Below are 24,339 nucleotides of genomic sequence, written 5' to 3'. Positions count from 1 at the left end.
CACCGCTCCCGCGTCGCTACTCCTCGGGGAGCGCGTCGCGCTCGATCGTCGTGCCCACGCCGCGGAGCGCCGAGCGGATCGGTTCGTCGGCGTTCGCGTCCGCGACGACGACCGAGGGTGCGCCACCGCGCAGCGCCTCCTCGGCGGCCATCACTTTCCGCTTCATGAACCCTTCCGCGGCCGTCTGGAGCTCGTCGTACTCCTCGGGCGTCGTCACGCGCTCGATGAGCGTCTCGGGGTCCTCGGGGTCGCGATAGACGCCGCGCGTGTCCGTGAGGAGCACGAGATCGGCGTCGAGCGCGCCCGCGACCGCTGCGGCGGAGCGATCGGCGTCGCTGTTGACCGGCGTGTAGGAGCCGTCGTCCTCGACGCCGAGCATCGGCACCGATGCGACCGGCGTATATCCGCCATCGAGGAGGCGTTCGAGGAGATCGTCGTTGACGTCCTCGATCGTCCCCGAGTGGTCGCCGCGCTTGATCTTCTTTTTGCCGTCCTCGACGACGCGGACCGCGGACTTCCGCGGGCCCGTCAGGAGGCCCCCATCGACGCCGGAGAGGCCGACCGCGTCCACGCCCTGATTCTGGAGGCCGGCGACGAGGTCCGTGTTCACGACGCCCGGCATCGCCATCTTGAACGCCTCCATCGTCGCCTCGTCCGTGAAGCGCCCGACGACGCCGCCCGGCGTCTCCACGTACTCGGGATCGATACCGAGGCGTTCGAGGGTCTCGTCGACCATCGTCGAGCCGCCGTGGACGACGATGACGTCCTCTCCCTCGTCACTCAGCGCCGCGACGTCCGCGAGCGCGCCCTCGGGGTCGACGGCCTTCGCGCCGCCGATCTTGACGACAGTCGTCATGCTGCCACCTCCGCCTTCGTTTCGGATCGGTTCTCGTCCTTGCGGATGCGTGAGTAACAGAAACCTAGGCGCATTACTCGCCCCAGTCCTCGTCGAGTTCGGGTGCGAGGTCGAGCGTGACCGGGTCTTCACCGGTCACTTCGAGCTCCGCGCCACACGTTCCACAGTCGACGATTTCGCCTGTTTCGACCGATTCAGCCAGATCCAGCTCCGCACCGCATTCGGGGCACTCCGACATACGCCGGCGTTCGCGGACCGGCTACTTAGGTTTGCGCCTCCGCGGTGGCCTGTCCCTGAACACGATCCCCGTTTACCTGAATTGAGGCGCTAAGGCTCCTTCCTCAACGAACGAGCGAAGCGAGTGAGTAGGGAGGGGATACAGCGCCGCACAGTTCCCAAACACCTTCGACGCTCGGTCCACAGGCCCACGCAATCGCAACTGTTTAGTACGTGGTTTGCATAACTTATGGTGTGGCAACGCGCAAGACCATCTCTATCCGCGACGACCAAGAGGAGTGGATTCAGGAGAACCACCTGAGCCTGTCCTCTTTCGTCCAAGAGAAGCTGGACGAATTTATCGAAGAACGCTCGTGAACTACAACTACAGGTATCGGCTCCGACCGTCCGACGCTCTCGAACAACAGTTAGCGTGGACTGTCGATACCTGTAGACAGGTCTACAACCACTTCCTTCACCGACTCAATCGAACCGACGACACCTCGGCGTATTCTGAGCAGAAACTCTTGCCGAGTCTCAAGAAATGGTGGAACGATCTGAAAAGCGTTCACTCGAAGGTACTACAAAAAGTCGTTCAGCGGTTGTACGACAATCTCTCGACGCTTCGCGGGCGCAAAGAGAACGGCTACCGCGTGGGGACGCTCAAGTGGAAGGCTCCGGGCGAGTACCGCAGTTTCACCTACAGTCAATCCGGCTTCAAGCTCAAGAACACGAGCGGTCGGACAAAACTGTGGCTCTCGAAACTCGGAGAAATCCCCATCACCTTCCACCGCGACCTGCCCGACGACGCCGAAATCAAGACCGTCACCGTCAAACAGGAACCCACCGGGAAGTGGTACGCCATCCTCGGGGTCGAGACTCCCGACGACCCACCGGAGAAACCCGAGAATCCCGAGAAGTGCGTCGGTATCGACGTAGGGATTCTCAAGTACGCACACGACACGGACGGAACCGCCGTCGAATCGCTCGACCTGTCCGACGAACGCGAGCGGTTGGAACGCGCCCAACGCGACCTCTCGCGGAAGGAACACGGTTCCTCGAATTGGAAGAAACAGCGCCGCGTCGTGGCCGAACGCCACGCCGACTTGAAGAACAAGCGACGCGACTTCCTGCACAAGCTCTCGAACCACTACGCCCGCGAGTACGACTTGGTGGCTGTCGAGGACTTGGACGCGAAGGGTTTGGTCGAACTATCGGGCAACTCGCGCAACCGGGCAGGAGCGGCGTGGGGGACGTTCCTTCGGATGCTCGAATACAAGTGCGAACACGAAGGAACGCACTTCGTCGCCGTGAATCCGCGCGGAACGACGAAAGAGTGTGCGTCCTGTGGTGTCTCGACGGAGAAGCCGCTGTGGGTGCGCGAACACTCTTGCCCCGCCTGCGGGTTTGAGGCGGACAGGGACGCGAACGCGGCGTGGAACATTCTTTCTCGCGGTATCACAAAGCGGTTAGGAGCGGGACGCTCCGAACCAACGCCTGTGGAGACTGCGCTCCCTGTGGATTCGCCTGTATCTGCAAAGCGCGTCGTGGAAACAGGAAGCCCCACCCTCAAGCGCGAGCCGTCAGGCGAGCGGTAGGGTGGGGTAGTTCACCGTCGCCGAGTCCGCGGGGCGACGCTTTTCTCCCTTGGTCGCCGAGTATGCGGTGTGCCCGGTACTCCCGACGCGCTCGTCGATCCCGCGCCCGCCGAGGCCGCCGCGTTCGTCCGCGATGCCCGCGACCGGGGGGCGTTCTGCACGCTCCTCGGGCGCTGTCACGTCACGTACGACGGCCGGACGCACTCGCACGCCGGCCCCGCCGATCGCCTCGTCGCGCTCAAACCCGACCGGACCCTCCTCGTCCACGCCGCCGACGGCCCGACGCCGCAGAACCGCCTCGCGGCCGACGCGCTCGACGTGACACACGACGACGATGGTGCGGTTCGCCTCATCGTGACCCGCAAATCACCCGATGCCGAACTCGTCGTCGTCTTCGAGCGTGTCGCCCGTGCGACGGCGATACCCGTCGAGAAACGCGATGCCGACGTCGAGGTGTCCGGAACTGAAGCCGACCTCAAGGAGCGCGTCCTCGCCGACCCCGAACTCGTCGAGGAGGGCTTCAGCGCGCTCGCAGCCGAGCGCGACACGCCCGCGGGCCCCGTCGACGTCTTCGGGCGCGACCGCGACGGCCGCCCGGTCGCCGTCGAGCTGAAGGCCGTTCGCGCCGGCCCGGACGCCGCGAGCCAGCTGGCGCGATACGTCGACGCTCTCGAACGCGACTTACACGCGGACGCGGACGTCCGGGGCATCCTGGTCGCGCCCTCCTGCACGCCGCGGACGCGTCGCGTGCTCGCTCGCGACGGCAACGAGTTCGTGAGCCTCGTGCCCGACCCGGCGCTCGACTAGTGTAACTCCCGCTGGAGTCTGTTCAGTGTCGTCAACGCCTCGATCGGCGTCATCTCCGCGAGGTTCAACGCCGCCAGTTCGTCGAGGACGTCGTCGCTCGGGTCGGCGTTCCCGCCGTCCGCGGTGGCGCTCGTGTCCGTCGTCGTGCTTTCGATCGCACCGCTGTCCACGTCCGCTGACGCGCCTGCGTCCACATCCCTGTCCACGTTCGCCGCACGCTCGGCGACGACGTCGCGTGCTCGCTCAACAACGCCGGGCGGCACGCCGGCCTGCTCGGCTACCTCGATGCCGTACGAGGCGCTCGCCGCGCCCTGCGCGACCTCGTGGACGAACGTCACGTCCTCGCCCTCGCGCGCCGCGCGGAAGTGGAGATTCCGCGCGCCGTTGAGCTCCGCGGCGACGGCCGTGAGGTCGTGGTGGTGTGTCGCGAACAGCGTGTACGCACCGACGTCATCGTGGAGGCGCTCGGTGACGGCCTGCGCGATCGCATAGCCGTCCGCGGTGCTCGTCCCGCGCCCGACCTCGTCGAGGACGACGAGCGAGTTCTTCGTCGCGTCGCGCAGGATGTCCGCGAGCTCGGTCATCTCGACCATGAACGTCGAGCGCCCGCCCGCGATGTCGTCGCTCGCGCCGACGCGCGTGAACACCCGATCGACGAGCGGCACGCGCGCCGAGCGCGCGGGCACGAAACTCCCGAGCTGCGCGAGCACGGCGACGAGCGCCGCCTGGCGCATGTAGGTACTCTTCCCACTCATGTTCGGCCCCGTCACGACCGCGAGCGGCGTTTCGCGGGTGAGCGAGAGGTCGTTCGGCACGAACGATTCCTCGGTGCGTTCGACGACCGGATGCCGGCCGCCCTCGATCTCGAAGCCGTCGGCCCCCACCTCCGGCCGGCAGTAGTCGTACTGGGCCGCGACGGCGGCGAGCGAGCAGAGCGCGTCCACCGTCGCAAGCGCGTCCGCGACACGCTGGACGCGTTCGGCGGCCTCACCGACCTCCCGGCGGACTTCCCTGAACAACTCGAGCTCGCGGTCGTCCGCGCGCGCCGACGCGTTCATGATCTCCTCCTCGCGCTCCCGCAGTTCGGGCGTGACGAAGCGCTCCGAGTTCTTCAGCGTCTGCCGGCGCTCGTAGTTCTCGGGGACCGCATCGAGGTTCGGGTTCGTCACCTCGATGTAATAGCCGTGAACGGAGTTGTGTCCGACCTTCAGCGAATCGACGCCGGTGCGTTCGCGTTCTGCTTCTTCCAGGTCGTCGATCCACTGCTCGCCCGCGCGGCGCGTTCCGCGTAGCTCGTCGAGCGTCTCGTCGTAGCCGTCCGCGATGATGCCGCCCTCCGTCAGTTCGCGCTCGGGGTTCTCGCGAATCGCGTTTCTGATGAGTTCGCGGACGTCGTCGAGGCCGTCGAGGCGTTCGCGCAAGTCGCAGAGATGCTCGCTCTCGGCGTCCGATAGCTCGTCTTCGATATCGGGCACGACGTCGAGCGTCGCCTTCAGCGAGCGGAGATCGCGGGCGTCCGCGCGGTGGCGCGACACCTTCGAGATGAGTCGCTCGAGGTCGTAGACGTCCCTGAGGTCGGTCTGGAGCGCGTCGCGAGAGAGGGGATCGGAGACGAGTTCGCCGACGGCGTCGTGGCGCGCTTCGATCCGGTCGGCGTCGACGAGCGGGCGACGGAGCCAGTCCTTCAGCCGTCGGCCGCCGAGCGCGCACGCCGTCTCGTCGAGAACGTCCACGAGTGCCGTGCCCTCGCTCCCGTGGACGCTCCGGCGCTCGAAGAGCTCGAGCGAGCGCAGCGCCACGCCGTCGAGCACCATGTACTCGCGGGGGTCGTAGCGCGTCAGGTGCGTGAGGTAGTCGAGGCGGTCGTGGTCGCCTTCGCCGCCGCGCGTGTACTCGGCGTACGCGAGTAGCGCCCCGCAGGCCCGCACTTCGGCGTCGCCGCCGAGATGGGCGTCCGGTGATCCAAAGTAGTCCGCGACGCGCCCGTGTGCCGCGTCGTGCGCGAACGCCTCGGGCTCGTACGCCGTGACCATGCAGTCGTCCGCGAAGGCCGCAGCGTCGGCGTCCGGCCCGACGATGGCCTCCGCAGGGTCGAATCGCGCGATCTCGTCGCGCACGGTCGCCGCGGCGTCCGGTCCTGTCGCTACGAAGTCGCCCGTCGAGACGTCGAGGAAGGCGAGCCCGTAGCCCTCCGCCCCGCGCGCCAGCGAGGCGACGAAGTTGTTGTCGTCCGAGCGCAGGAGCTCGGACTCGGTGAGCGTCCCCGGCGTCACGACGCGTGTCACCGAGCGCTCGACGATGCCGCTGGCCTCGTCCGGGTCCTCGACCTGATCGGCGACCGCGACGCGATAGCCCGCCTCCAGGAGGCCCTCGATGTACGAGGCGGCGCTGTCGATCGGGATGCCCGCCATCGGGTAGCTCCCGGTCGAGTCCTCGCGCTTCGTCAGCGTGATCTCCAAGATCCGCGCCGCTGTCTCCGCCGCCTCGCAGAAGAGTTCGTAGAAATCCCCGACCTGGAAGAGCACGAGCGAATCGTCGTACTCCGCACAGAGGTCGTGGTACTGGGCCATCATCGGCGTCAGCTCCTCGCGGTGTTCGGCCATCGCCGCCGGCGGTCCCAGTGCCGCGTCCATACCCGTGTTTCAGCGCGCCGTCGCGGAAATACCCGTCGTCACTCGGCGTCGACGTGTGGAGATCGCTCGCCCGCTTCGACCCCTCACTGACGACTGGCCGGCCGCAACACCTACCCACCGTACCCCAGTGTACTCGTGTATGGCTGGTGACGTCCGCGATCAGGTTCGCGACGCGCTTGCTACGCAGCTCGCGGCGCGCGACCCCGCGCCATTCGACGCGCTTCCCGAGGCCGACGCCCTCCTCGAGCGCTTCGACTTCGCGGACGACCCCGACCCCGCGATCGACGGCTACTGGGTGAACGAGCCGTACGCGCGGGTCGACCTCCGGCGGGACGCCGAGAGCGGCGAGATACGGTATCACGTCCTCGAACCGACGCGCTCCGACTTCGTCTCCTACGTCGCCGAGGACCTCCGCGACGTCGCCCGCCGCGTCCTCCTCGACGAGGAGTTCGAGAACGACGACGCGGGGCGCGCGGCCTTCGCCGATCGGCTCGACGAGGTCATCGCCCGACACGCATCGAGCGCCCCGCCCGCGGACCGCTGGATCGTTCGCTACTACCTCCGCCGGGATTTCCTCGGCTACGGGCGTCTCGATCCCTTCATGTCGGACCCCGCGGTCGAGGACGTCTCCTGTGACGGTGCGGACGTTCCCGTCTACGCCTACCACCGCGACCACGGCCACCTCGCATCGAATCGCGCGTGGGCGGCCGACGTCGTGGACTCGCTCGCCATCAAACTCGCCCAACGCGCCGGCCGGCATCTCTCGGCCGCGAGCCCACTGCTCACCACGACGCTCCCCGACGGGTCGCGCCTTCAAGCGACGCTGGGTGGCGACGTCGCCGCGCGCGGGTCGAACTTCACCGTCCGGAAGTTCCGTGAGAAGCCGTTCACGCCGCCGGAGCTCGCCGCGCTCGGGACGTTCGACGCGCGACAGCTCGCCTACCTCTGGCTCGCCGTCGCGCACAACCGCTCCGTGCTCTACGTCGGACCGACGGGCTCGGGGAAGACGACGTCGATGAACGCGTGCGCGTTCTTCGTCCCGCCCGGCCACAAGGTCGTCAGCATCGAGGAGACCAGAGAGGTGAACCTCCCGCACGACAACTGGATCGCGGAGGTCACGCGGACCGCCGAGGACAGCGAGGATCGCCGCGCAGTGAGCAGCTATCGCCTCCTCAGCGAGGCACTCCACCAGCGCCCCGACCACATCATCGTCGGCGAACTCCGCGTTGATCCCGACGTCGTTCGCTCGTTCTTCCAGGCCCTCGGCACCGGCCACGAGGGGTTCACGACCTTCCACGCGGAGTCGAGCACCGACGCAATCAGACGCCTCACGCACAACCCACTCGATGTCCCGCCCGATCTGCTCGCGGACCTCGACGTCATCGTCACCCAGCGCATCGTCGACGAACCCGACGGCGTCGCGCGGCGCTGCTGGCAGATCTCCGAGGTCACGCCACGCGACGACAGCGATCGACCGGACGTTCGCGACGTCTTCCACTACGACGCTGAGACACAGGGGTTCGAGCAGCGCAACCCCGCACAGGTGCCGCGCGAGATCGCCGTCGATCGTGGCTGGAGCGGCGAGCGCCTCCGTACCGAACTTGACCGCCGCCAGCGCGTCATCGCCGCCCTCGCCGAACGCGAAACCTTCGACTACGAGACGGTGGCCCAGCGCATCTTCGCCTTCGCCCGCGATCCCGAGCGAGCTCTCGCGGACCTCGACGTGGATGACGACAACGTTCAGCAACCGGTGCGAGTGAGCGATGCGTGACGGCGACGATTCGGCTGAGCGCGACGTCGATGGGGCGTCCGAAAGTGACGCTGCTGGGCCGGTCGAGAGCGACGTCAACGGACCGACCGGAAGCGATGGCGACGGGCACAGCCAGCGCGATGTCGACGGACGTGCCCGGGCTGTCGACGGCCGCGTCCGGACGTTCGTCCACGCACATCCGGAGCGCTTTGCGCCGCTCGACGACCTGTTGGCGGGTGCGCACGTCCCCGAGACCGTCGATGGCTACGTCGCCCGTCTCGTCCGTCGCGTCGTCCTTGGTGCCGGCGTCGGCCTCTGTCTCGGCGTGCTCGTCGCCATCGTCGCGCCCGTTTCGGCCTTCGTCGGGACGCTCTGTGTCCTGATCGGTGGCCTCCTCGGTGCCGTCGCGGTCGGTGGTGGCTCACTCGGCCGGCTCGTCCAGCGGCGTGCCCGGCGTGCGCGCGCCATCGACGGCGCACTCCCGCACGCCACGCTCTTCTGCTACACGCTCGTCCACGGCGGCACCGACCTCTACGGGGCATTCGACAGGCTCGCGGACGAGACGGAGGCCTACGGGCCGCTCGCGGAGGAGGTACGCCTCGCCATCCGCGACGCCCGTCGCTTCGACGCCGACGTCTTCGAGGCGCTGAGCGACGCCCGCGAGCGCACCCCGAGTGACGACTTCGCCGTTCTGCTCGACGAACTCACGAGCGTCCTCGAGACGGGTGGGGATATCGAGTCGTTCCTCGCGGACGCCGTCGTGGACCAGCGGGAGCGCGCCGAACACAGACAGGAGCGCGTCCTCGACGACCTGGAGACGATCGCGGAGGCCTACATCGTCGTCGCGCTCGCCGGCCCCGCCTTCCTCTTCGTCGTCGTGCTCGTCGCGAGCTTCACCGCTCCCGGCCTCCTCCGCGCGCTCGCCGTGATCACCTACGTCGGCCTCCCGCTCGTCCTGCTCGCGTTCTACCTCGTCTTCAAGCGACTCCTCGCCCGGACGCGCCGCCGGGCCGCCGCGCCGGTCGCGCGGGCGACTGGGACGGGGGCGACCGATCCGTCCGACATCGACGACGGCCCCATCGACGACTACCGCCGGGAGCGCGAGCGTACCGCGTGGCGCGAGCGACTCGCGGCCCCGCTCCGCGCCGTCCGCCAGCGGCCGCCGCTCGTCGCGCTCGTCAGTACCCCGATCGGCATCCTTCTCGGCGTCGCGATGTTCCTCGCCGGACTCGTCCCGCACACGCTGGACGCGATGGCCGCATCGCCCGTCGTCTCGACGACCGGCCTCCTCGTCGCGCCGTTCCTCGTCGCGACGGCACCGTTCGCCGTTCTGCACGTCCACGAACGCCACCGTCGTCGCGACCTCCGCGCACGGTTCCCGGACGCGCTCCGGGTCGCGGCGGACGCCGCGAGCAACGGCGTCCCGCTCGCGGACGCGATCTCCCTCGTCGCCGAGCGAACGTCCGGGGCGCTCGCCACCGAACTCGGCCGCGTGCGCCGCGACGTCGCGTGGACGGACGAGTTCGACCACGCGCTCCGGTCGTTCGCCGATCGGCTCCGCGTCCCGGACGTCACGCGCGCAGTCGGGCTCACCGTCGTCGCAGTCCGTACGACCGACGATGTCGGACCCGTCATCGAGGCGGTTGCGGACGACCTCGGCACCCGCCACGAACGCGAAGCCGACCGCCGACGCGTCCTCGGCGTCTACGCTGGTATCGTCGTCATCGGCGTCCTCGTCTACGTCGGGATGCTCGCCGCCTTCGAGATCGTCTTCCTCCCGGCGATCAGCGACGCCGCCCAGTCCGCCGGGACCCTCTCGCGGAACGCCGCGACGCCCCTCAACCTCAGTGCGGTGTCGATCGAGACGTACCGGACGCTCTTCTACCACTCCGCGCTCGTGCAGGCCGCGGGGAACGGCCTCGTGGTCGGCGCGCTCGTTGGTGGACGGCTTCGGGATGGGATCGCCTACGCCGTCCCGCTCGTCGCAACCGTCGCCGCGGCCTTCCTCGCGATCACGTTCCTGTTCTAGCTGCCGGGTGCGTGGCTCTCTTGCGTCCACGTCGCGTATCGGGGATGTGACCGAGACCATCACCGTCTTTTCCGATTACGTCTGCCCGTTTTGCTACCTCGGGCGACGGTCGCTCGCCGAGTACCAGGAGTCGCGCGAGGACCCCCTCGAAATCGACTGGCACCCCTTCGACCTCCGGTCGAACCAGCGCGATGATGAGGGTGAGGTCGTCCGGGAGAGTGGCCACGACGACGACTATTACGAGCAGGCCCGCGAGAACGTCGAGCGCCTCCGCGAGGAGTACGACGCCGACGAGATGGCTTCGTCGTTCGCGAGCGACGACGTCGACTCCCTCGACGCACAGATCGCCTCCTACTACGTGAAGGAGCACGACGACTACGAGACGTGGCTCGACTTCGATCGCGCGCTCTTCACGGCGCTCTGGGAGGAGGAGCGCGACATCGGCGACGTCGACGTGCTCGCCGAGATCGCCGACGAGGTCGGCGTCGATCCCGACGAGGTCCGCGACGCGGTGACGGACGAGGACCTGCGCGAGACGGTGCACGCGAAGTTCCAGGAGGCCCACCAGCAGGGCGTGACCGGCGTTCCGACGTTCGCCTATGAGGGGTACGCGGCGCGCGGTGCGGTCCCGCCCGAGCAGCTCCGCCGGCTCGTGGAAGGAGAGTAGCGACCTGACAGGGCGGTCTCCGATCGCTAACGGCCCTCATTCGTCCCACTCGGTACGTCCTGTCGCCGGGAGAACAACGGATTCCGGGAACGGATAGTTGGATAATACTAATTTTTCTTTGCTCTATGGGACTGAACAAGCACCACACGGAGAAAAATACGTTCCGTGACGCAAGGGATCGGTATGCTTATGGCCATAACGCGTGATGGATCGAACACACACCGATGACCTGGTCAAATCAAGAGTGGTGGCCGGACCTGCTGCGACTGGACATCCTCGACGACAACGCCGCGGAGCTCAACCCGTACGGCGAGGAGTTCGACTACGCCGAGGAGTTCCAGAAACTCGACCTCGACGAAGTGAAGGCGGACATCGAGGACGTCATGACGGACTCGCAGGAGTGGTGGCCGGCCGACTACGGGACCTACGGACCGCTGTTCATCCGGATGGCCTGGCACAGCGCCGGCACGTATCGCACCCTCGACGGCCGCGCCGGCGCGGCCGGTGCCCGCCAGCGCCTCCCGCCGGAGAGTAGCTGGCCGGACAACGTTAACCTCGACAAGGCTCGCCGCGTGCTCCAGCCGGTCAAGCTGAAGTACGGCCGCAAGCTCTCGTGGGGCGACCTCATCGTGCTCGCCGGGAACGTCGCCCTCGAATCGATGGGCTTCGAGACGTACGGCTTCGGCGGCGGCCGCGAGGACGCCTACAAGTCCAACGAGGCCGTCGAGTGGGGTCCCGAGACCGAGTGGGAGACGACCGACCCCGAGCGCTTCGAGGACGAGGAGGTCGGGAACCTCAAGGACCCGCTCGCGAACACCGTGATGGGCCTCATCTACGTGAACCCCGAAGGCCCGTACGGCGAGCCGGACCTCGAGGGCTCCGCGAAGAACATCCGCGAGGAGTTCGACCGCATGGCGATGGACGACGAGGAGACCGTCGCGCTCATCGCCGGCGGCCACACCTTCGGGAAGGTCCACGGTGCCGACGATGAGACGGAGGTCGGCCCCGAGCCCGAGGCCGCTCCCATGGATCAGCAGGGCCTCGGCTGGGACCACGACTTCGAGAAGGCCGGCATGATCACCAGCGGCATCGAGGGCCCGTGGAACGACACGCCGACCATGTGGGACTCCGGATACGTCGACAACCTCCTCGAGTACGAGTGGGAGCCCCACAAGGGCCCCGGCGGTGCGTGGCAGTGGCGGCCCGCCAGCGAGGAGGAGCGCGCGAACATCGAGAAAGCGCCGGACGCGCAGAACTTCGACGAGTCCGAGGAGCCGATGATGCTGACGACGGACGTCGCGCTGAAGCACGACGAGGACTACCGCGAGGTCCTCGAGACGTTCAAGGAGGACCCCCGCAAGTTCCAGCAGGCGTTCGCGCGTGCGTGGTACAAGCTCATCCACCGCGACATGGGCCCGAAGCAGCGCCTCCTCGGTCCCGAGGTCCCGGACGAGGAGTTCGTCTGGCAGGACCCGATCCCGGACGCCGACTACGAACTCGTCGGCGCGGACGAGACCGCCGAGCTCGAGGACGCCATTCTCGACTCGGACCTCTCGCGCACCCAGCGCGTGAAGACCGCGTGGGCCTCCGCGTCCACGTACCGCGACAGCGACAAGCGCGGCGGCGCGAACGGTGCGCGCGTCCGCCTCGCCCCCCAGAAGAACTGGGAGGTCAACGAGCCCGCGAAGCTCGCCGACGCCCTCGACACCTACGAGGACATCCAGGCGGAGTTCAACGACTCGCGCGACGACGACGTGCGCGTCTCGCTCGCCGACCTCATCGTCCTCGGCGGCAACGTCGCCGTCGAGCAGGCGGCGGCGGACGCCGGCCACGACGTCGACGTCCCCTTCGAGCCGGGTCGCACGGACGCCAGCGCCGAGCAGACGGACGCCGACTCCTTCGAGCCGCTGAAGCCGAAGGCGGACGGCTTCCGGAACTATCTCGGCGAGGGTGACTACAACGACCTCTACGACTCCCTCGAGGAGCGAATGGTCGACAAGGCGGAGCTCCTGAACCTCTCCGTGACCGAGATGACCGCGCTCGTCGGCGGGCTGCGCGCGCTCGGCGCGACCTACGGGGACACCGACCGCGGCGTCCTCACCGACGACCCCGGGACGCTGAACAACGACTTCTTCGTGAACCTGCTCGACATGGACTACGAGTGGGAGCCGCTCTCCGAGGACGAGGAGGTCTTCGAGGTTCGCGATCGCGCCACCGGCGAGCAGGAGTGGGAGGCCACCCGCTTCGACCTCGTCTTCGGCTCGAACTCCCGCCTCCGCGCCCACGCGGACGTCTACGCGGCCGACGACGGCGAGGAGAAGCTCGTCGAGGACTTCATCGCCGCGTGGAGTGCGGTCATGCAGGCCGACCGCTTCGATCTCGAATAGACGCCACCCACCGGGTCGACACACCGACCATCCGTTCGAGTCGGTCACCTTGACCGACTCGTTCCCTCTCCCCCTGCGATTTCCGCCGCTGACCCGCGACAACGTTTTTCAGTCTCCCGACGATACTGTCGCCCCGCATCGGTCATGACGGACTCCCGGCTCGATCGCGTCGAGGCGGTGCTCGAAACCGCCATCAGACGCGCCGGCGTCGGCCGGCTCTGTCCGCCGACACACGCCGTGCGCGCGGCCGAGTTCGGGGCTGTCGGGCTCTCCGGGGCGTTCTTGAACGTCGTGCTCCTCTTCGCCCTCCTCGGCGACGTCCCCTACGTCGTCTCGGGGTTCGTCGCCTTCTTCGGTGCCGCCGCGTGGACGTTCGCGCTCAACAGCCGCTACACCTTCGAGACGACCGATCGGCTCGGACGGCGCTTCGTCCGCTATCTCGGGGTCTGCACGTTCGGGTACGTCATCTACACGGCCGTCCTGACGGCCGGCCTCCGGTGGCTCACCCTCCCCTACTGGCTCGCCTCGCTCTCCGCGGTCACCGGCGGCGGGCTGTGTAACTATCTCGGGAGCGAGTGGTACGCCCTCGCGTCGTAGGGGAACGGTTTTTCGCCCCGCGAGCCACGGAGTTCGTATGGAACTCCAGGACTACTGGGGGGTCGGCCCGAAGACCGCCGCGCTTCTCGAGGACGCGCTCGGCGAGACGGCCGCGATCCGCGCCATCGAGTCCGCGGACGTCGGCGCGCTCGTCGACGCGGGCGTCCCTGCGGGGCGCGCCACCCGGATCCTCCGACGCGCGAGCGACGACGGCGATGCGGACGTCTTCGCGACCGACGACGCCCGCGACGTCTACAACCGCGTGCTCGACGCCGCGACCGCGTACGCCCTCACCGACCGCGCACGCGACCGCATCCGCGTCCTCGCGCCGCTCGCGGACGCCGACGCCGCCGAACGACGTCTCGATGAAGTGGAGGCGGCGATCGGGACGTGGCGTGATTTGAACGACGCCGACCGCGACGCGGCCGTTGCCGCCTTCGAGGAGCACGAGAGCCGCGAGGCGGGCGAGCGGGCAGCCGTCGAAACCGCACTCGCGCTCATCGACGCTGGTCTTACCTCCGGCATCTTCGCCCCGTTCGCTGAACTCGACGCCGACTCCCTGCGTGACGCCGCGGCCGCGCTCCGCTACCGCGACGACGACACGGGCGTCAGCGAGGGGTACGACGATCGTCTCGACACGTTACGCGCACAGGCCGACGCTATCGAGCATCTCGCCACCGACGCGGTCGCGGTCCTCGACGACGTCCGCTCGGGCACCCTGCACGGCCCCGACGCGTTCCGCGAGGCGGTCGTTGAACACGTCACCGACGCGACGGGCGTCGAGGCTGCTGCCGTCCGAGAGCACGCTGCGAGCGACGCCACGGACGCCGCGGACTTCGTGAGTACGACGCTGCGCTCGCTCGCCGATGCACGTCGCGAGGCCGCCGCCGAGCGTGAGGCGAGCGTCCGCGAGGACCTCGACGCCGCCGTCGCCGAGGCCAAAGCCGATGTCGAAGCGGCCGCCGATGCCGTGCCTGACGCCGCCTTCGCCTGCTCGCTCGCGCGTTTCGCCATCGCCTACGACCTGACGCGACCCGAGTACACCGCGGACGCGGCGCTCGCTGTCGTCGGCGCGCGTAGCCTCGACCTCCGCAGCGAGGGCGTCTCGGTCCAGCCCGTGACGTATGCCCTCGGCGATCACGATTTCGCCGGGCCGCCGTCGGGCGACCGCGTGAGCGTCCTCACGGGTGCGAACTCCGGTGGGAAGACGACCCTCCTCGAGACGCTCGCGGAGGTGGCGACGCTCGCCTCGCTCGGGCTGCCGGTGCCCGCCGAACGCGCTCTCGTCGGCGACTTCGACCGCCTCGTCTTCCACCGCCGTCACGCGAGCTTCAACGCCGGCGTGTTGGAGACGACGCTGCGCTCCGTCGTCCCGCCGCTCGCCGCGGACGGCCGGACGCTCATGCTCGTCGACGAGTTCGAGGCCATCACCGAACCCGGGAGCGCCGCCGACCTGCTCCACGGGCTCGTCTCACTCACCGCCGACCGCGACGCCCTCGGCGTCTACGTCACTCACCTCGCGGACGACCTCGATCCGCTCCCCGGCGTCGCGCGCATCGACGGCATCTTCGCCGAAGGGCTTGCCGGCGACCTCGCACTCGAAGTCGACTACCAGCCACGCTTCGGTGTCGTCGGGCGCAGCACCCCGGAGTTCATCGTCGAGCGCCTCGTCGCGAACGCGGTCGACGACGAACGCGAGGCGTTCGCGACGCTCCGCGACGCGGTCGACGAACGGCCCGTGACGGACGGCGACGACGCGTAGCGGTCGCTGCTCGATCGGGAAAACGAAAGAAACCGCCGCGTTACTTCTTGCGCTGCGTCCCGCCGCTCTTCGAGGGACGGGTCTTCTCGGTGCCCTTCCCGCGCTTGCGGAGGCCGCGACCCTTGCGGCCGGCGGAGGTGAGTCCGCGGAACGCGCGGTTCTTCTGGCTGTTGTTCGCGATCCAGCCGAGATCGTCGTCGTTCTGGATGGCGGGGTGCTCCGGGTCGAGGAGAATGACTTCGAACCACTTCTGCGAGCCGTCCTCACCTACCCAGTAGGAGTTGAGCACGCGGAGGTTGCGGTATTTCCGGGAGGCGCGCTCCTCGGAGATGCGCTGGAGGTTCTTCGCACGGCCGATGCGGTTGACGCCCTGGCGCTTCGAGCGGCGACCGGCCTTGTGGCGCTGCTGGCGCGCCGTCCCCTTGCGGAGGGCGATGCGGGCGACGACGACGCCCTGCTTCGCCTTGTAGCCGAGTTCGCGCGCCTTGTCGAGACGCGTCGGGTGCTCGACGCGCTCGATTGCGCCCTGCTCGCGCCATTCCTGCTTGCGCTGCCACTGCAACTCGGCGAGTTTGCCCTCGCCGGGCTGCTTCCACGCGTCCTTGATGTGGGAGTAGAAGCTTCGTGCCATAGTGTGTCCGCGGGCGCTTGCGATTCAGTGCGCGAGGCGCACCACATTTCGTCCCGTCGCGACGACGCCGCGGCGGGTGCCCGTCGGGCCCGCACCGACGAGTTGGTTGCTCTACCGGCGTGGCGACGTTAAGGCCTTCGGAACCGGACGCGGTGTCCACCGATCGCCGGCGCGAATGCCGTCGCTCGTGACGACGAAACGCAGGGGAAGGAGAGCGCACAGCGGGGACCGGGTCGTCAGTCGGGTGACCCGGGGAGGCCGCGGAGCCGCCCGAGCGCCGCTGTGCTCACGCGCTCCGCGACGGCGATGATACTGCAACGCGCCGTCGTCCATGTGTATGCCACGAACGAGCCTCCACCCGATCCATTAGGGCCCGGCCATAAAGCGATTGTTCGAGATCGTACCGGAGTTCGGCCCAATTCGGGCACACATTCGACCAGGATGCCCCGCGCTACGCCGGGTAGTCCCGGACCGTGGTGAACGCATCGTCCGCGACGGCGTCCGCGATCGCGTCGTCGTCCGTCTCGGGCATCGGGTTCGGGTATTTGCGCCGGACGTAGGAGACGATGTTGCGGACGTCCCGCTCGAGGAACTCGCGGGCGTTCTCGTGGTCCGTCTCGACTGCCTGTGGCCAATCGAAGAGCACGATGCCGTCCTCGCGGATGAAGACGTTGTACTCGCTGATGTCCGCGTGGACGTACCCCTCGCGGTAGGCCGTCGCGACCTCCTCGAGGATCAAGTCGAGGACGCCGACGACCTGCTCGTCTTCGAGTTTCGCGCGGTTGAGCTCGACGCCGTCGATCTTCTCCATCACGATCGCGTGGCGGTTCTGGTCGATCGGGCGCGGCACGCTCACGTCCGGGTAGAGCGTGTGGAGCGCGTCGTGCTCGCGCTCGGCGGCCTTTCTCGCGGTGTAGAACCACGAGACGTGGTCGTTGTCACTCGTGTAGTCGCGCTCCTTTTGGACCTCGCGGAAGTTCGTGTACCCCTCGCGGTGGAACTTGAGGGCGAGGGGCTTGTACGACTCCACCTCGAAGACGTCGCTCTCCTTGCCGACGCCGAGCGGCGCGCCGAAGCCCGAGACGGTCTCACGTTCGGCGAACGCCTTCAGCGCGAGGACGTCGTACCCCTCGAAGGTGAGCCGGAACCCCTCGTACTGGATGGTCTGACGCTCGACCAACCCGCGGTCCTCGACGCGGTCGAGGCGGTAGTCGACTTCTTCGGCGGTGAGGCGCGCGAACTCCGGGAGCTTCTCGCGCGCGACCCACTCGGAGAAGCGCATCCCGTGTTCGACCCCGGAGAGGAGGTTGAAATCCTCCTGCTCGAGGGCTGCGACGTCCTCGGCGACGTTCCGTACCATCTACCGAGACGTTGGTCGGCGCGCGATAAAAGCCCCGCGACACCCCGAGGCGTCGGCCGTCGCGGCTCGCCCGTCAGCTCGTGCCGTAGCGATCGATGTATCGCGAGGTCTGCTCGGCGAGGCGTTCGAGCACCTGCGTATCCGTCTCGTCGAACCCGTCGCCGCCGTCGTCCGCGACGCAGAGCATCCCGATGCGCTCGCCGCCCGCGACGAGCGGCGCGCCCGCGTAGAAGTCGAGGTCTGCCGTGACGGTCCCTCCCCGATCGGAGGTCGCGAGGTCGTCGACGACGAACGCACCGTCGTCGGTGATCCCGTGCGCGCAGACGGCACGCCCGCGCTCGCGATCCGAGAGGTCGACGCCCTTCCCGGTGAGAAACGTCTCGTGTCGCTCCTCGACCAGCCCGATGAACCCCGCGCGGGCGTCGACGCATTCGCGCGCCGTCGTCGTCATCCCGCGGAGGTGTGCGCGGAGCGTCGGGTCGTCGAAATCGGTGTCGGCGAGCGCGTCGAGGCGCGCGAACTCGCCCGCTGGGACGGGGAAGTCGTCCCACCCGTCGTTGACGGCGCGCCGGAGCGTCCGGGCGGTCGTCGCGGCGTCGGCGCTCGCGTCGGACACGACGCAGACCGCGTCGCTCGCGCGGATCACGCCCCCGAGCGCCTCGCTCCGGGCGACGGCCGCGTCGGCGAGTATCGCGTCCGCGTCCGCCGCCGCATCTGGTGCGGCGTCGATCGTGCTGTGCGTCATCGAGATTCCGTCGGTCTCCCCCACGGTGGGACCGTCACAAGCCGTCGTGTCGACCGACACGCGGACGACCGAGAGCTCCCCCACGTCGCTCATAGTCACAGACGAGAGCGCATTCCATGATAACCTGTCGGCCTGGCGGTCAGTCCCCCGCCCTGTGAATACCACTAGTTATATTGTGTAGTAGGATTATTCTCCAGGTACATCATGACGAACGACGAGATCCGCACGACGCACATCGGTAGCCTTCCCCGACCGCCCGAGCTCCTCGAACTCCTGACGGCGAAACAGGAGGGTGAGGAGGTCGACGAGGACGAGTGGGAGCGCGCGACGACCGACGCGACGCACGACGTCGTCGAGCGCCAGGTCGATGTCGGCCTCGACTCGATCAACAACGGCGAGCAGTCCCGCGTCTCGTTCAACTGGTACGTCCAGAACCGACTCAGCGGGATCGACGGCACGCGCGAGACGGAGCTCTGGGCGGACCTGCAGGAGTATCCGGAGTACGCCGACGAGACGTTCAAGACGGACGTCATCGACCTCTCGGAGCAGCCGGTCGTCGTCGACGAAATCGAGTACACGGGCTACGAGGAGGCCGAGACCGAGATCGACGAGTTCCAGGCCGTCCTCGACGACCTCGATGTCGACGTCGCGGACACCTTCATGACCTCCGCGTCGCCGAGCGTCGTCACGGCTACGCACGTTAACGATTACTACGACGAGTACGACGACTACCTCGCGGACGTCGCCGACGCGATGCAGGAGGAGTACGAACTGATCGCGGACGCGGGCTTCACCCTCCAGATCGATGCCCCCGAACTGCTCACCGCCGGGCAGACGGAAGCGTTCGCCGACGCACCGCTGTCGGAGATCAAGCAGGCGACGCGCCGCCACGTCGAGGCGCTCAACGACGCCCTCGAGAACGTCCCCGCCGAGCAGGTGCGACTCCACACCTGCTGGGGGAGCTACGAAGGGCCCGGCCACCTCGACATCGACCTCGTCGACATGCTGCCGGTCATCTACGAGGCGGACATCTCGGGCCTCAGCGTCGAGCAGGCGAACCCGCGCCACCAGCACGAGTATCGCGCGTTCGCGGAGGAGCCCCTGCCCGACGACTGGACGCTCATCCCCGGTGTCGTCGACGTGAAGACGAACATCATCGACCATCCGGAGACGATCGCGGATCGCATCGAGCGCGTCGCGAACGCCGCCCCCGACGACACCGAGATCGTCGCCGCACCGGACTGTGGCTTCGGCACACAGGCCGGCCTCGGCATGGTGAGCCCCGAGATCGCGTGGGCGAAACTCGAAGCGCTCGTCGAGGGCGCGGAGATCGCGACCAAGCGGCTCTCCTGAACTCGAACACGGTTTTTCGCCGTGCCGTCCGTGCGGGATGCAGAACCGGGACAGCCCGCCGTCGAGGCGCTCGCGCTACGCGTCGTCGGCGGTGTACTGGTCGTAGAGGACGCTCCCGAGGCCCGACGCATCGCGCACTTCCGTACTCTCGTCGCGCGCCGCCGTCCCGCCGACGACGCCCGCGTCTTCCATCTCGCTGACGCGCTGCTCGATCTCCGCCTGGACGTCGCTCAGCAGTTCGTCCGGGACGTCCGTGATGTCCTCGGGCCCATCGAGTGACTCCTCGCGGACGACGTGCCACTCGCGAACCGTTGGGTCGTAGTCGACGGCGCGGAGCCCGCTCTTCGTGACGAACACGATCGCGGTGATGAGCTGTGTCTCGCGTTCCGGGTAGTGGAAGGCGTTCACGGGGCGGACGTCGACGAACCGACCGGAGGCCGAGAGCGCCATCACCTCGTCGTGCGAGAGCGGGCGCGCCGGCAGCGAGTCGAAGGCCATACGTCCACATGCGCCTCGACGCTCAAGCGTCGTTCGAAAGCCGCCGCGACGGAGGCGAAGGTTCAAGCGGCTTCCGTGCGCCCGACGCCACATGAGCAGTCCGCTCGACACCACGGTCCGCGTCGGCGAGATCCGCGCCGCCGAACGTTTCGAGGCCGCCCGCAAACCCGAACTCTTCAAACTGGAGATCGACCTCGGCGACGAAGTCGTCACCTCCGCCGCACAGCTCGGCTACAATCACGATCCCGAGGCGGTCGTCGGCCGACAGGTGCTCTGTGCGACCGATCTCGGGACCGTGAACATCGCGGGCTTCGAGTCCGAGGCGCTCACGCTCGGCGTCCCGGACGATGAGGGGAATCCGGTGCTCGTCGCACCCGATGCGGACGTGCCCCTCGGCGGCGAACTCTACTGATCGCAGGAGTGCTATGGGACGGGTGTCGCGCGGTCGGTATGAGTCTGAACGGTGACCGCGCCGCCGCACCGCATCCAATCTTTAGGTCAGCCTAAAGAGACAAAAGTGTTTCGACGCCCTTACTCGAAGCCGAAGGTCTCCGCGCCCTCGCCACCGAGAATGTCCTCGATGGCCGCACGGATCTCGTCAAGAGGCGGTTGGTCGCGTGTCGGGTCGAGTGAATGGTCGCCGATCCACCGATAGCGGATCGTCCGGTCCGTCTCGAGGAAGAAGACGGAGCGTTTCGGCCGGCGAAAGAGGCCGAACGCCCGGTAGTCGACGCCGAACGCGCGCGTCAGTTCGAGGTCGCGATCGGCGTACAGCGGGAAGTCGAGGTCGAGATAGTCGATGAACTTCCGGTGCGTCGTCGCGTGCGAGCGCGAGACGCCGACGACCTGTACGCGCTCGTCGTGGGCGAACCAGCCGTAGTCGCGAAACGAGCACCACTCAGACACGCAGTCCGGACTGAAATCGTTCGTGTAGAAGGCGAGGAGTGTCGGTTGCTCGTCGGTCAGCGACGAGAGCGCGACGTCGGTGGTGCTCCCGTCGGGTTGGACGAGGGTGGCAGTCACGTCCGGGGCGACGTCGCCCACGTCGAGCGCCTCGCTCATGGGTGCGTGCAGGACGTCGGCGCTCAAGTGTGTTCTGCCCGCTCGTCCGACTCCGAAGCCCCTTTGCTCGCCGCCGCCGTCCGCTCGCGTATGGCTTTCCACGTCGGCGCACACGTCTCTATCGCGGGCTCGAAGACCTCCGGTGACCCCGAAACGCCGCCCGGTGACGGCATCGAGAACGCAGTCTGGCGACAGCGCAACGTCGGGGGCACCTGCGGGCAGGTGTTCACACACTCCCCGCAGGTATGGCAGTCACCCGACGTCGGCGACGACGAAGCGGCCGCGTTCCGCGAGGCCAGCGAGGAGCACGACGTCGGCCCGTGGGTCATTCACACGTCCTACCTCGTCAACCTCTGCACGCCCAAGAAGGACCTCCGCGAGAAGTCCCGCGTCGCGATGCAGGAGGAGGTCGACGCCGCCGCGAAACTCGGGATCCCCTACGTGAACGTTCACCTCGGCGCACACACCGGCGCGGGCGTCGAACAGGGCCTCGAAAACGCCGCGGGCGTCGTCGACTCCCTCGACGTCCCCGACGACGTGACGATCCTCATCGAGAGCGACGCCGGGAGCGGCACGAAACTCGGCGGCGACTTCGACCATCTCGCGACCGTCCTCGACCTCGCCGACACCGACCTCGACATCTGCCTGGACACCGCCCACGCCTTCGCCGCGGGCTACGACCTTTCGACCCCCGAGGGCGTCGCGGACACCCTCGCCGAACTCGACGACGTCGTCGGCGTGGAGCACCTCCAGTACGTCCACCTGAACGACTCGAAACACGAGTGCGGCACCAACAAGGACGAACACGCCCACATCGGCGACGGCTACATCGGCGATGATGGCTTCGAGGCCTTCCTGAACCACGACGCGATCCGCGACGTCCCGCTCGCCCTGGAGACGCCGACGGAGGACGGGCGCTCGTACGCGTGGAACATCGAGCATGTGCGAGATCTGCGTGACGGCGACCGGTAGGGAGCCGTCACGTTCTGGCGAACGGGGAGGGACGACCCGTGAGCTGCGTCGCGCCGAGTAGCACGAAGCGCGACGTTCTCGTGAGCGGCGCAGCCGTGAGTGGTGTGACGGCGCCCAGTCGAGAGACGTTATAGTTCGCCGCCGAGCGGTAAGCGTTTCCTCCCTCCCGACCCTACTCGTGTTCAGTGAGACGGTTCTCCGCCGACTACCTGAAGGACACCCGTCGCGGGATGTGGAACGACCGCGCGGCGCTCGCGCCGCTCGCCCTCGACTCGCGGACGCGGATCCTCGACGTGGGGTGTGGCACGGGCGAGTTGACGCGCGTCCTCCGCGAGGAGAGCGACGCCGAGGTCGTCGCCGTCGACGCCGATCCCGACCTCCTCCGCGCGGCCGACGCGGACGGGCGGGCGCTCGGTGACGCGACGCGTCTGCCCTTCTGCGACGACGCCTTCGACCTCGTCGTCTGCCAGGCACTCCTCATCAACCTCCCCGACCCGCGGGCTGCGATCGAGGAGTTCGCGCGCGTCTCCTCGGACGTGGTCGCCTGTGTCGAGCCCGACAACGCCGAGGTCGTCGTCGAGTCGAGCGTCGCGGCCGAGGCCCCGCTGGCGAAGCGCGCGCGCGACACCTACATCGCGGGCGTCGAGACCGACGTCACCCTCGGATCGAGCGCGGCCGCGCTCTTCCGTGAAGCCGGCCTCGCGGACGTCGAGAGCCGCCGCTACGAACACGAACGAACGGTCGAGCCGCCGTACGACGCGCCGGCGCTCGACGCCGCGAAGGCGAAGGCGGCTGGAACCCGAATCGAGGAGCAAGCGCCGACGCTCCGGCGCGGCGGCCTCTCGCGGACCGACGTCGACGAGCTCAAGAGCGAGTGGAAGGCGATGGGCCGCGACGTCGTCGAGGCGATGGCCGCGGGCGAGTACGAGCGCCGCGCGGTCGTCCCCTTCTACGTCGTCGCCGGGCGGATCGACGCGGGCGAGACCGAGCGTGGCGATGCCGACCGTCTCGCCGACGCGGACGATGGCAGTAACGAGGCGGCGTGACGCACACAAACAACGCTCACACGACGTCGCCACGGACCGTCGTGCCCTCCTGGTCGGCCTCGTAGGCCCGCATCGTCTCGGCGGCCGTCTCGGCCTCTTCGTCGTCGAAGCCGAGCATCGTCAAGGCCTCCTCGAGCGGCGGGAAGGCGAGCGCGCTTTCGCGGAGCTTCGCCAGCGTGTCGTCGTCGCGTCGTCCCTCGGCATAGAGACAGACGCCGCGCGGGTCGATCACCTGCTCGTAGTGCTCGCGCATCCGCGCGCCCTCGGCGCGTTGGGTGACGTTGCGCTCGAAGCCCGTATTACACACTTCGAGGTGGACGGGCTCGCCCTCCGGGAGAAGCTGTGCGGCGAGGCATTTCTCGGGCGCGACGTAGCCGCTGTCGTCGGTACGCACCCACTCGGGGTGTTCGCGCGCCCACGCGGCGTCGACGGTGCGCCCGATCCCCTCCACGCCGTATTCGGCGTCGAGCTCAGGGGCGGGATCACCACTGAAGAGGAGATCCTTCGTGACGTAGACGTCGAGGCGGGTGATCGGGTCCTTTCCGAGTGCGACTTCGCCGTACACCCAACACTCGGTGACGGGGACGGGGAGGTCGCCGTCGCTCACGGTATCGAGGACGGTCTCGACGTGATCCAGTGCGGCGTCGCGATCCATGTCCTCCCCGACGCGCTCCCGCCACAACGCGTTTTCCCTCGCTACTCGCCGGCGACGAGGTGGGAGCGAACGTAGCCGTCGATCGCCTCTCGCGTGTGGGCGACGGTGTCGCTGTCGCCGAAGAGCACGCTCCGGGAGCGCGCGCCATCAACCATCACGAGGATCGTGTCGGCGACGCGCTCTGGGTCGACATCACGGAAGGCACCCGTCTCGATCCCGTCTCGAACGGTGTCGGCGAGCAGCGCGACGAGGTGCGCGTCGTTCGCCGCGAACGCCTCGCGGTACGCCTCGACGTACGGGGCTTGCGAACGGAGTTCGAGCATCGCCACTTGGAAGTCCTCGGATTTCTCCGGCCCGGAGAGGAGGATGTCGACGAGCGTGTCGAGTCGTTCGCGCGGGTCGTCGCTGTCGTCCGTCTCTTCGACCTTCGCGAGGAACCCATCGAGGAGGTAGTCGAGGAACGCCACCAGCAACTCCTCTTTCGTGTCGTAGTGGTAGTGGATGAGCGATTTCGACTTCTCGAACTCGTCGGCGATAGACTGCATCGTCAGATCTGCGTACCCCTGTTCGCACAGCGCCCGGTAGGTCGCCTCCATGATCGCCGTCTGCGTCTCCGAGCGCTCGCTCCCCGTATCATCGCCCATATTTGACTGATTGCTTAGTCAGACACGAAAACGTATCGGTTCCCGAACCACCGCCGTCGGCCGTAGCCACC

22 protein-coding genes are annotated in these 24,339 nt (G+C 68.2%); 12 read left to right on the top strand and 10 right to left on the bottom strand.

All coding sequences use genetic code 11. From position 1 onward, the window contains the following. Positions 1-16 precede the first annotated feature (16 nt). Together ABDZ36_RS02715 and lysW are read right to left on the bottom strand one after the other, a co-directional pair. A complete protein-coding gene (locus ABDZ36_RS02715; protein WP_211311885.1) occupies positions 17-856 on the bottom strand; it encodes an acetylglutamate/acetylaminoadipate kinase in 840 nt (279 codons plus the stop codon). A gap of 73 nt (positions 857-929) precedes the next feature. After that, complete coding sequence (gene lysW, locus ABDZ36_RS02710; protein ID WP_211311884.1) at positions 930-1,094, bottom strand: lysine biosynthesis protein LysW; 165 nt, start codon at positions 1,092-1,094, stop codon at positions 930-932. A 352-nt stretch (positions 1,095-1,446) separates the two neighbouring features. On the opposite strand from lysW, the gene ABDZ36_RS02705 reads away from it, so the two are divergent. Together ABDZ36_RS02705 and nucS are read left to right on the top strand one after the other, a co-directional pair. Further along, positions 1,447-2,670: an RNA-guided endonuclease InsQ/TnpB family protein gene (locus ABDZ36_RS02705; protein WP_211311883.1), complete on the top strand. Its 1,224-nt coding sequence runs from the start codon at positions 1,447-1,449 to the stop codon at positions 2,668-2,670. Between the two features lie 69 nt (positions 2,671-2,739). Next, entirely contained in the window at positions 2,740-3,477 is a 738-nt protein-coding gene (nucS, locus tag ABDZ36_RS02700; protein WP_211311882.1) for an endonuclease NucS, read from the top strand. Here nucS and mutS read toward each other — a convergent pair. Then, positions 3,474-6,110, bottom strand: coding sequence for a DNA mismatch repair protein MutS (gene mutS, locus ABDZ36_RS02695; RefSeq protein ID WP_211311881.1), 2,637 nt, complete (start codon positions 6,108-6,110; stop codon positions 3,474-3,476). The genes nucS and mutS overlap by 4 nt on opposite strands. A gap of 139 nt (positions 6,111-6,249) precedes the next feature. Here mutS and ABDZ36_RS02690 point away from each other — a divergent pair, with 139 nt between their 5' ends. From ABDZ36_RS02690 to ABDZ36_RS02665, 6 genes are all read left to right on the top strand, one after another. Continuing rightward, on the top strand, positions 6,250-7,881 hold the full coding sequence (locus ABDZ36_RS02690) for a type II/IV secretion system ATPase subunit (protein WP_211311880.1): 1,632 nt from the start codon (positions 6,250-6,252) through the stop codon (positions 7,879-7,881). After that, on the top strand, positions 7,874-9,889 hold the full coding sequence (locus ABDZ36_RS02685; RefSeq protein WP_211311879.1) for a type II secretion system F family protein: 2,016 nt from the start codon (positions 7,874-7,876) through the stop codon (positions 9,887-9,889). The genes ABDZ36_RS02690 and ABDZ36_RS02685 overlap by 8 nt, the downstream gene beginning before the upstream one ends. A gap of 46 nt (positions 9,890-9,935) precedes the next feature. After that, positions 9,936-10,556 (top strand): DsbA family oxidoreductase, encoded by a 621-nt coding sequence (locus ABDZ36_RS02680; protein ID WP_343749189.1) that lies wholly within the window; start codon positions 9,936-9,938, stop codon positions 10,554-10,556. 224 nt (positions 10,557-10,780) lie between these two features. After that, a complete protein-coding gene (gene katG, locus ABDZ36_RS02675; protein WP_211311877.1) occupies positions 10,781-12,943 on the top strand; it encodes a catalase/peroxidase HPI in 2,163 nt (720 codons plus the stop codon). Between the two features lie 144 nt (positions 12,944-13,087). Further along, the gene (locus ABDZ36_RS02670) at positions 13,088-13,540 is read left to right on the top strand and encodes a GtrA family protein (RefSeq protein ID WP_211311876.1); all 453 of its coding nucleotides are present in this window, start codon (positions 13,088-13,090) and stop codon (positions 13,538-13,540) included. A gap of 37 nt (positions 13,541-13,577) precedes the next feature. Further along, positions 13,578-15,302, top strand: a complete 1,725-nt coding sequence (locus ABDZ36_RS02665) for a P-loop NTPase family protein (protein WP_211311875.1) — start codon at positions 13,578-13,580, stop codon at positions 15,300-15,302. Positions 15,303-15,342: 40 nt separating this feature from the next. Here ABDZ36_RS02665 and ABDZ36_RS02660 read toward each other — a convergent pair whose 3' ends face one another. From ABDZ36_RS02660 to ABDZ36_RS02650, 3 genes are all read right to left on the bottom strand, one after another. Then, positions 15,343-15,933 carry a 50S ribosomal protein L15e gene (locus tag ABDZ36_RS02660; RefSeq protein WP_211311874.1) on the bottom strand — a complete coding sequence of 197 codons (591 nt, stop codon included), beginning with the start codon at positions 15,931-15,933 and terminating at the stop codon, positions 15,343-15,345. Positions 15,934-16,384: 451 nt separating this feature from the next. Beyond that, a complete protein-coding gene (locus ABDZ36_RS02655; protein ID WP_211311873.1) occupies positions 16,385-17,293 on the bottom strand; it encodes a serine/threonine-protein kinase RIO2 in 909 nt (302 codons plus the stop codon). A 73-nt stretch (positions 17,294-17,366) separates the two neighbouring features. Continuing rightward, positions 17,367-18,131 (bottom strand): GAF domain-containing protein, encoded by a 765-nt coding sequence (locus ABDZ36_RS02650; RefSeq protein WP_211311872.1) that lies wholly within the window; start codon positions 18,129-18,131, stop codon positions 17,367-17,369. Between the two features lie 111 nt (positions 18,132-18,242). Here ABDZ36_RS02650 and ABDZ36_RS02645 point away from each other — a divergent pair, with 111 nt between their 5' ends. Continuing rightward, positions 18,243-19,391, top strand: a complete 1,149-nt coding sequence (locus ABDZ36_RS02645; protein ID WP_211311871.1) for a cobalamin-independent methionine synthase II family protein — start codon at positions 18,243-18,245, stop codon at positions 19,389-19,391. Between the two features lie 75 nt (positions 19,392-19,466). Here ABDZ36_RS02645 and ABDZ36_RS02640 read toward each other — a convergent pair whose 3' ends face one another. Next, positions 19,467-19,889, bottom strand: coding sequence for a DUF7964 domain-containing protein (locus ABDZ36_RS02640; RefSeq protein WP_211311870.1), 423 nt, complete (start codon positions 19,887-19,889; stop codon positions 19,467-19,469). Between the two features lie 91 nt (positions 19,890-19,980). Here ABDZ36_RS02640 and ABDZ36_RS02635 point away from each other — a divergent pair, with 91 nt between their 5' ends. Further along, entirely contained in the window at positions 19,981-20,301 is a 321-nt protein-coding gene (locus ABDZ36_RS02635) for a tRNA-binding protein (protein ID WP_211311869.1), read from the top strand. Positions 20,302-20,420: 119 nt separating this feature from the next. Here ABDZ36_RS02635 and ABDZ36_RS02630 read toward each other — a convergent pair whose 3' ends face one another. Further along, positions 20,421-20,951 carry a redoxin domain-containing protein gene (locus tag ABDZ36_RS02630; protein ID WP_211311868.1) on the bottom strand — a complete coding sequence of 177 codons (531 nt, stop codon included), beginning with the start codon at positions 20,949-20,951 and terminating at the stop codon, positions 20,421-20,423. A 90-nt stretch (positions 20,952-21,041) separates the two neighbouring features. Here ABDZ36_RS02630 and ABDZ36_RS02625 point away from each other — a divergent pair, with 90 nt between their 5' ends. Together ABDZ36_RS02625 and ABDZ36_RS02620 are read left to right on the top strand one after the other, a co-directional pair. Continuing rightward, positions 21,042-21,923, top strand: coding sequence for a deoxyribonuclease IV (locus tag ABDZ36_RS02625; RefSeq protein WP_211311867.1), 882 nt, complete (start codon positions 21,042-21,044; stop codon positions 21,921-21,923). 185 nt (positions 21,924-22,108) lie between these two features. Then, positions 22,109-22,969: a class I SAM-dependent methyltransferase gene (locus ABDZ36_RS02620; RefSeq protein ID WP_343749188.1), complete on the top strand. Its 861-nt coding sequence runs from the start codon at positions 22,109-22,111 to the stop codon at positions 22,967-22,969. Between the two features lie 16 nt (positions 22,970-22,985). Here the strand turns inward: ABDZ36_RS02620 and ABDZ36_RS02615 are convergent, their stop codons facing one another. Then, complete coding sequence (locus ABDZ36_RS02615) at positions 22,986-23,624, bottom strand: DUF7095 family protein (RefSeq protein WP_211311866.1); 639 nt, start codon at positions 23,622-23,624, stop codon at positions 22,986-22,988. 41 nt (positions 23,625-23,665) lie between these two features. Then, the gene (locus ABDZ36_RS02610) at positions 23,666-24,268 is read right to left on the bottom strand and encodes a TetR/AcrR family transcriptional regulator (RefSeq protein ID WP_211311865.1); all 603 of its coding nucleotides are present in this window, start codon (positions 24,266-24,268) and stop codon (positions 23,666-23,668) included. Positions 24,269-24,339 lie beyond the last annotated feature (71 nt).

The sequence above is a fragment of the Halarchaeum salinum genome, from assembly GCF_039520965.1.
In the GTDB taxonomy this organism is placed as follows: Archaea; Halobacteriota; Halobacteria; order Halobacteriales; family Halobacteriaceae; genus Halarchaeum; species Halarchaeum salinum.
Note: the sequence above shows the minus strand (reverse complement) of the source record. Positions and strands in the feature narration are given on the sequence as shown.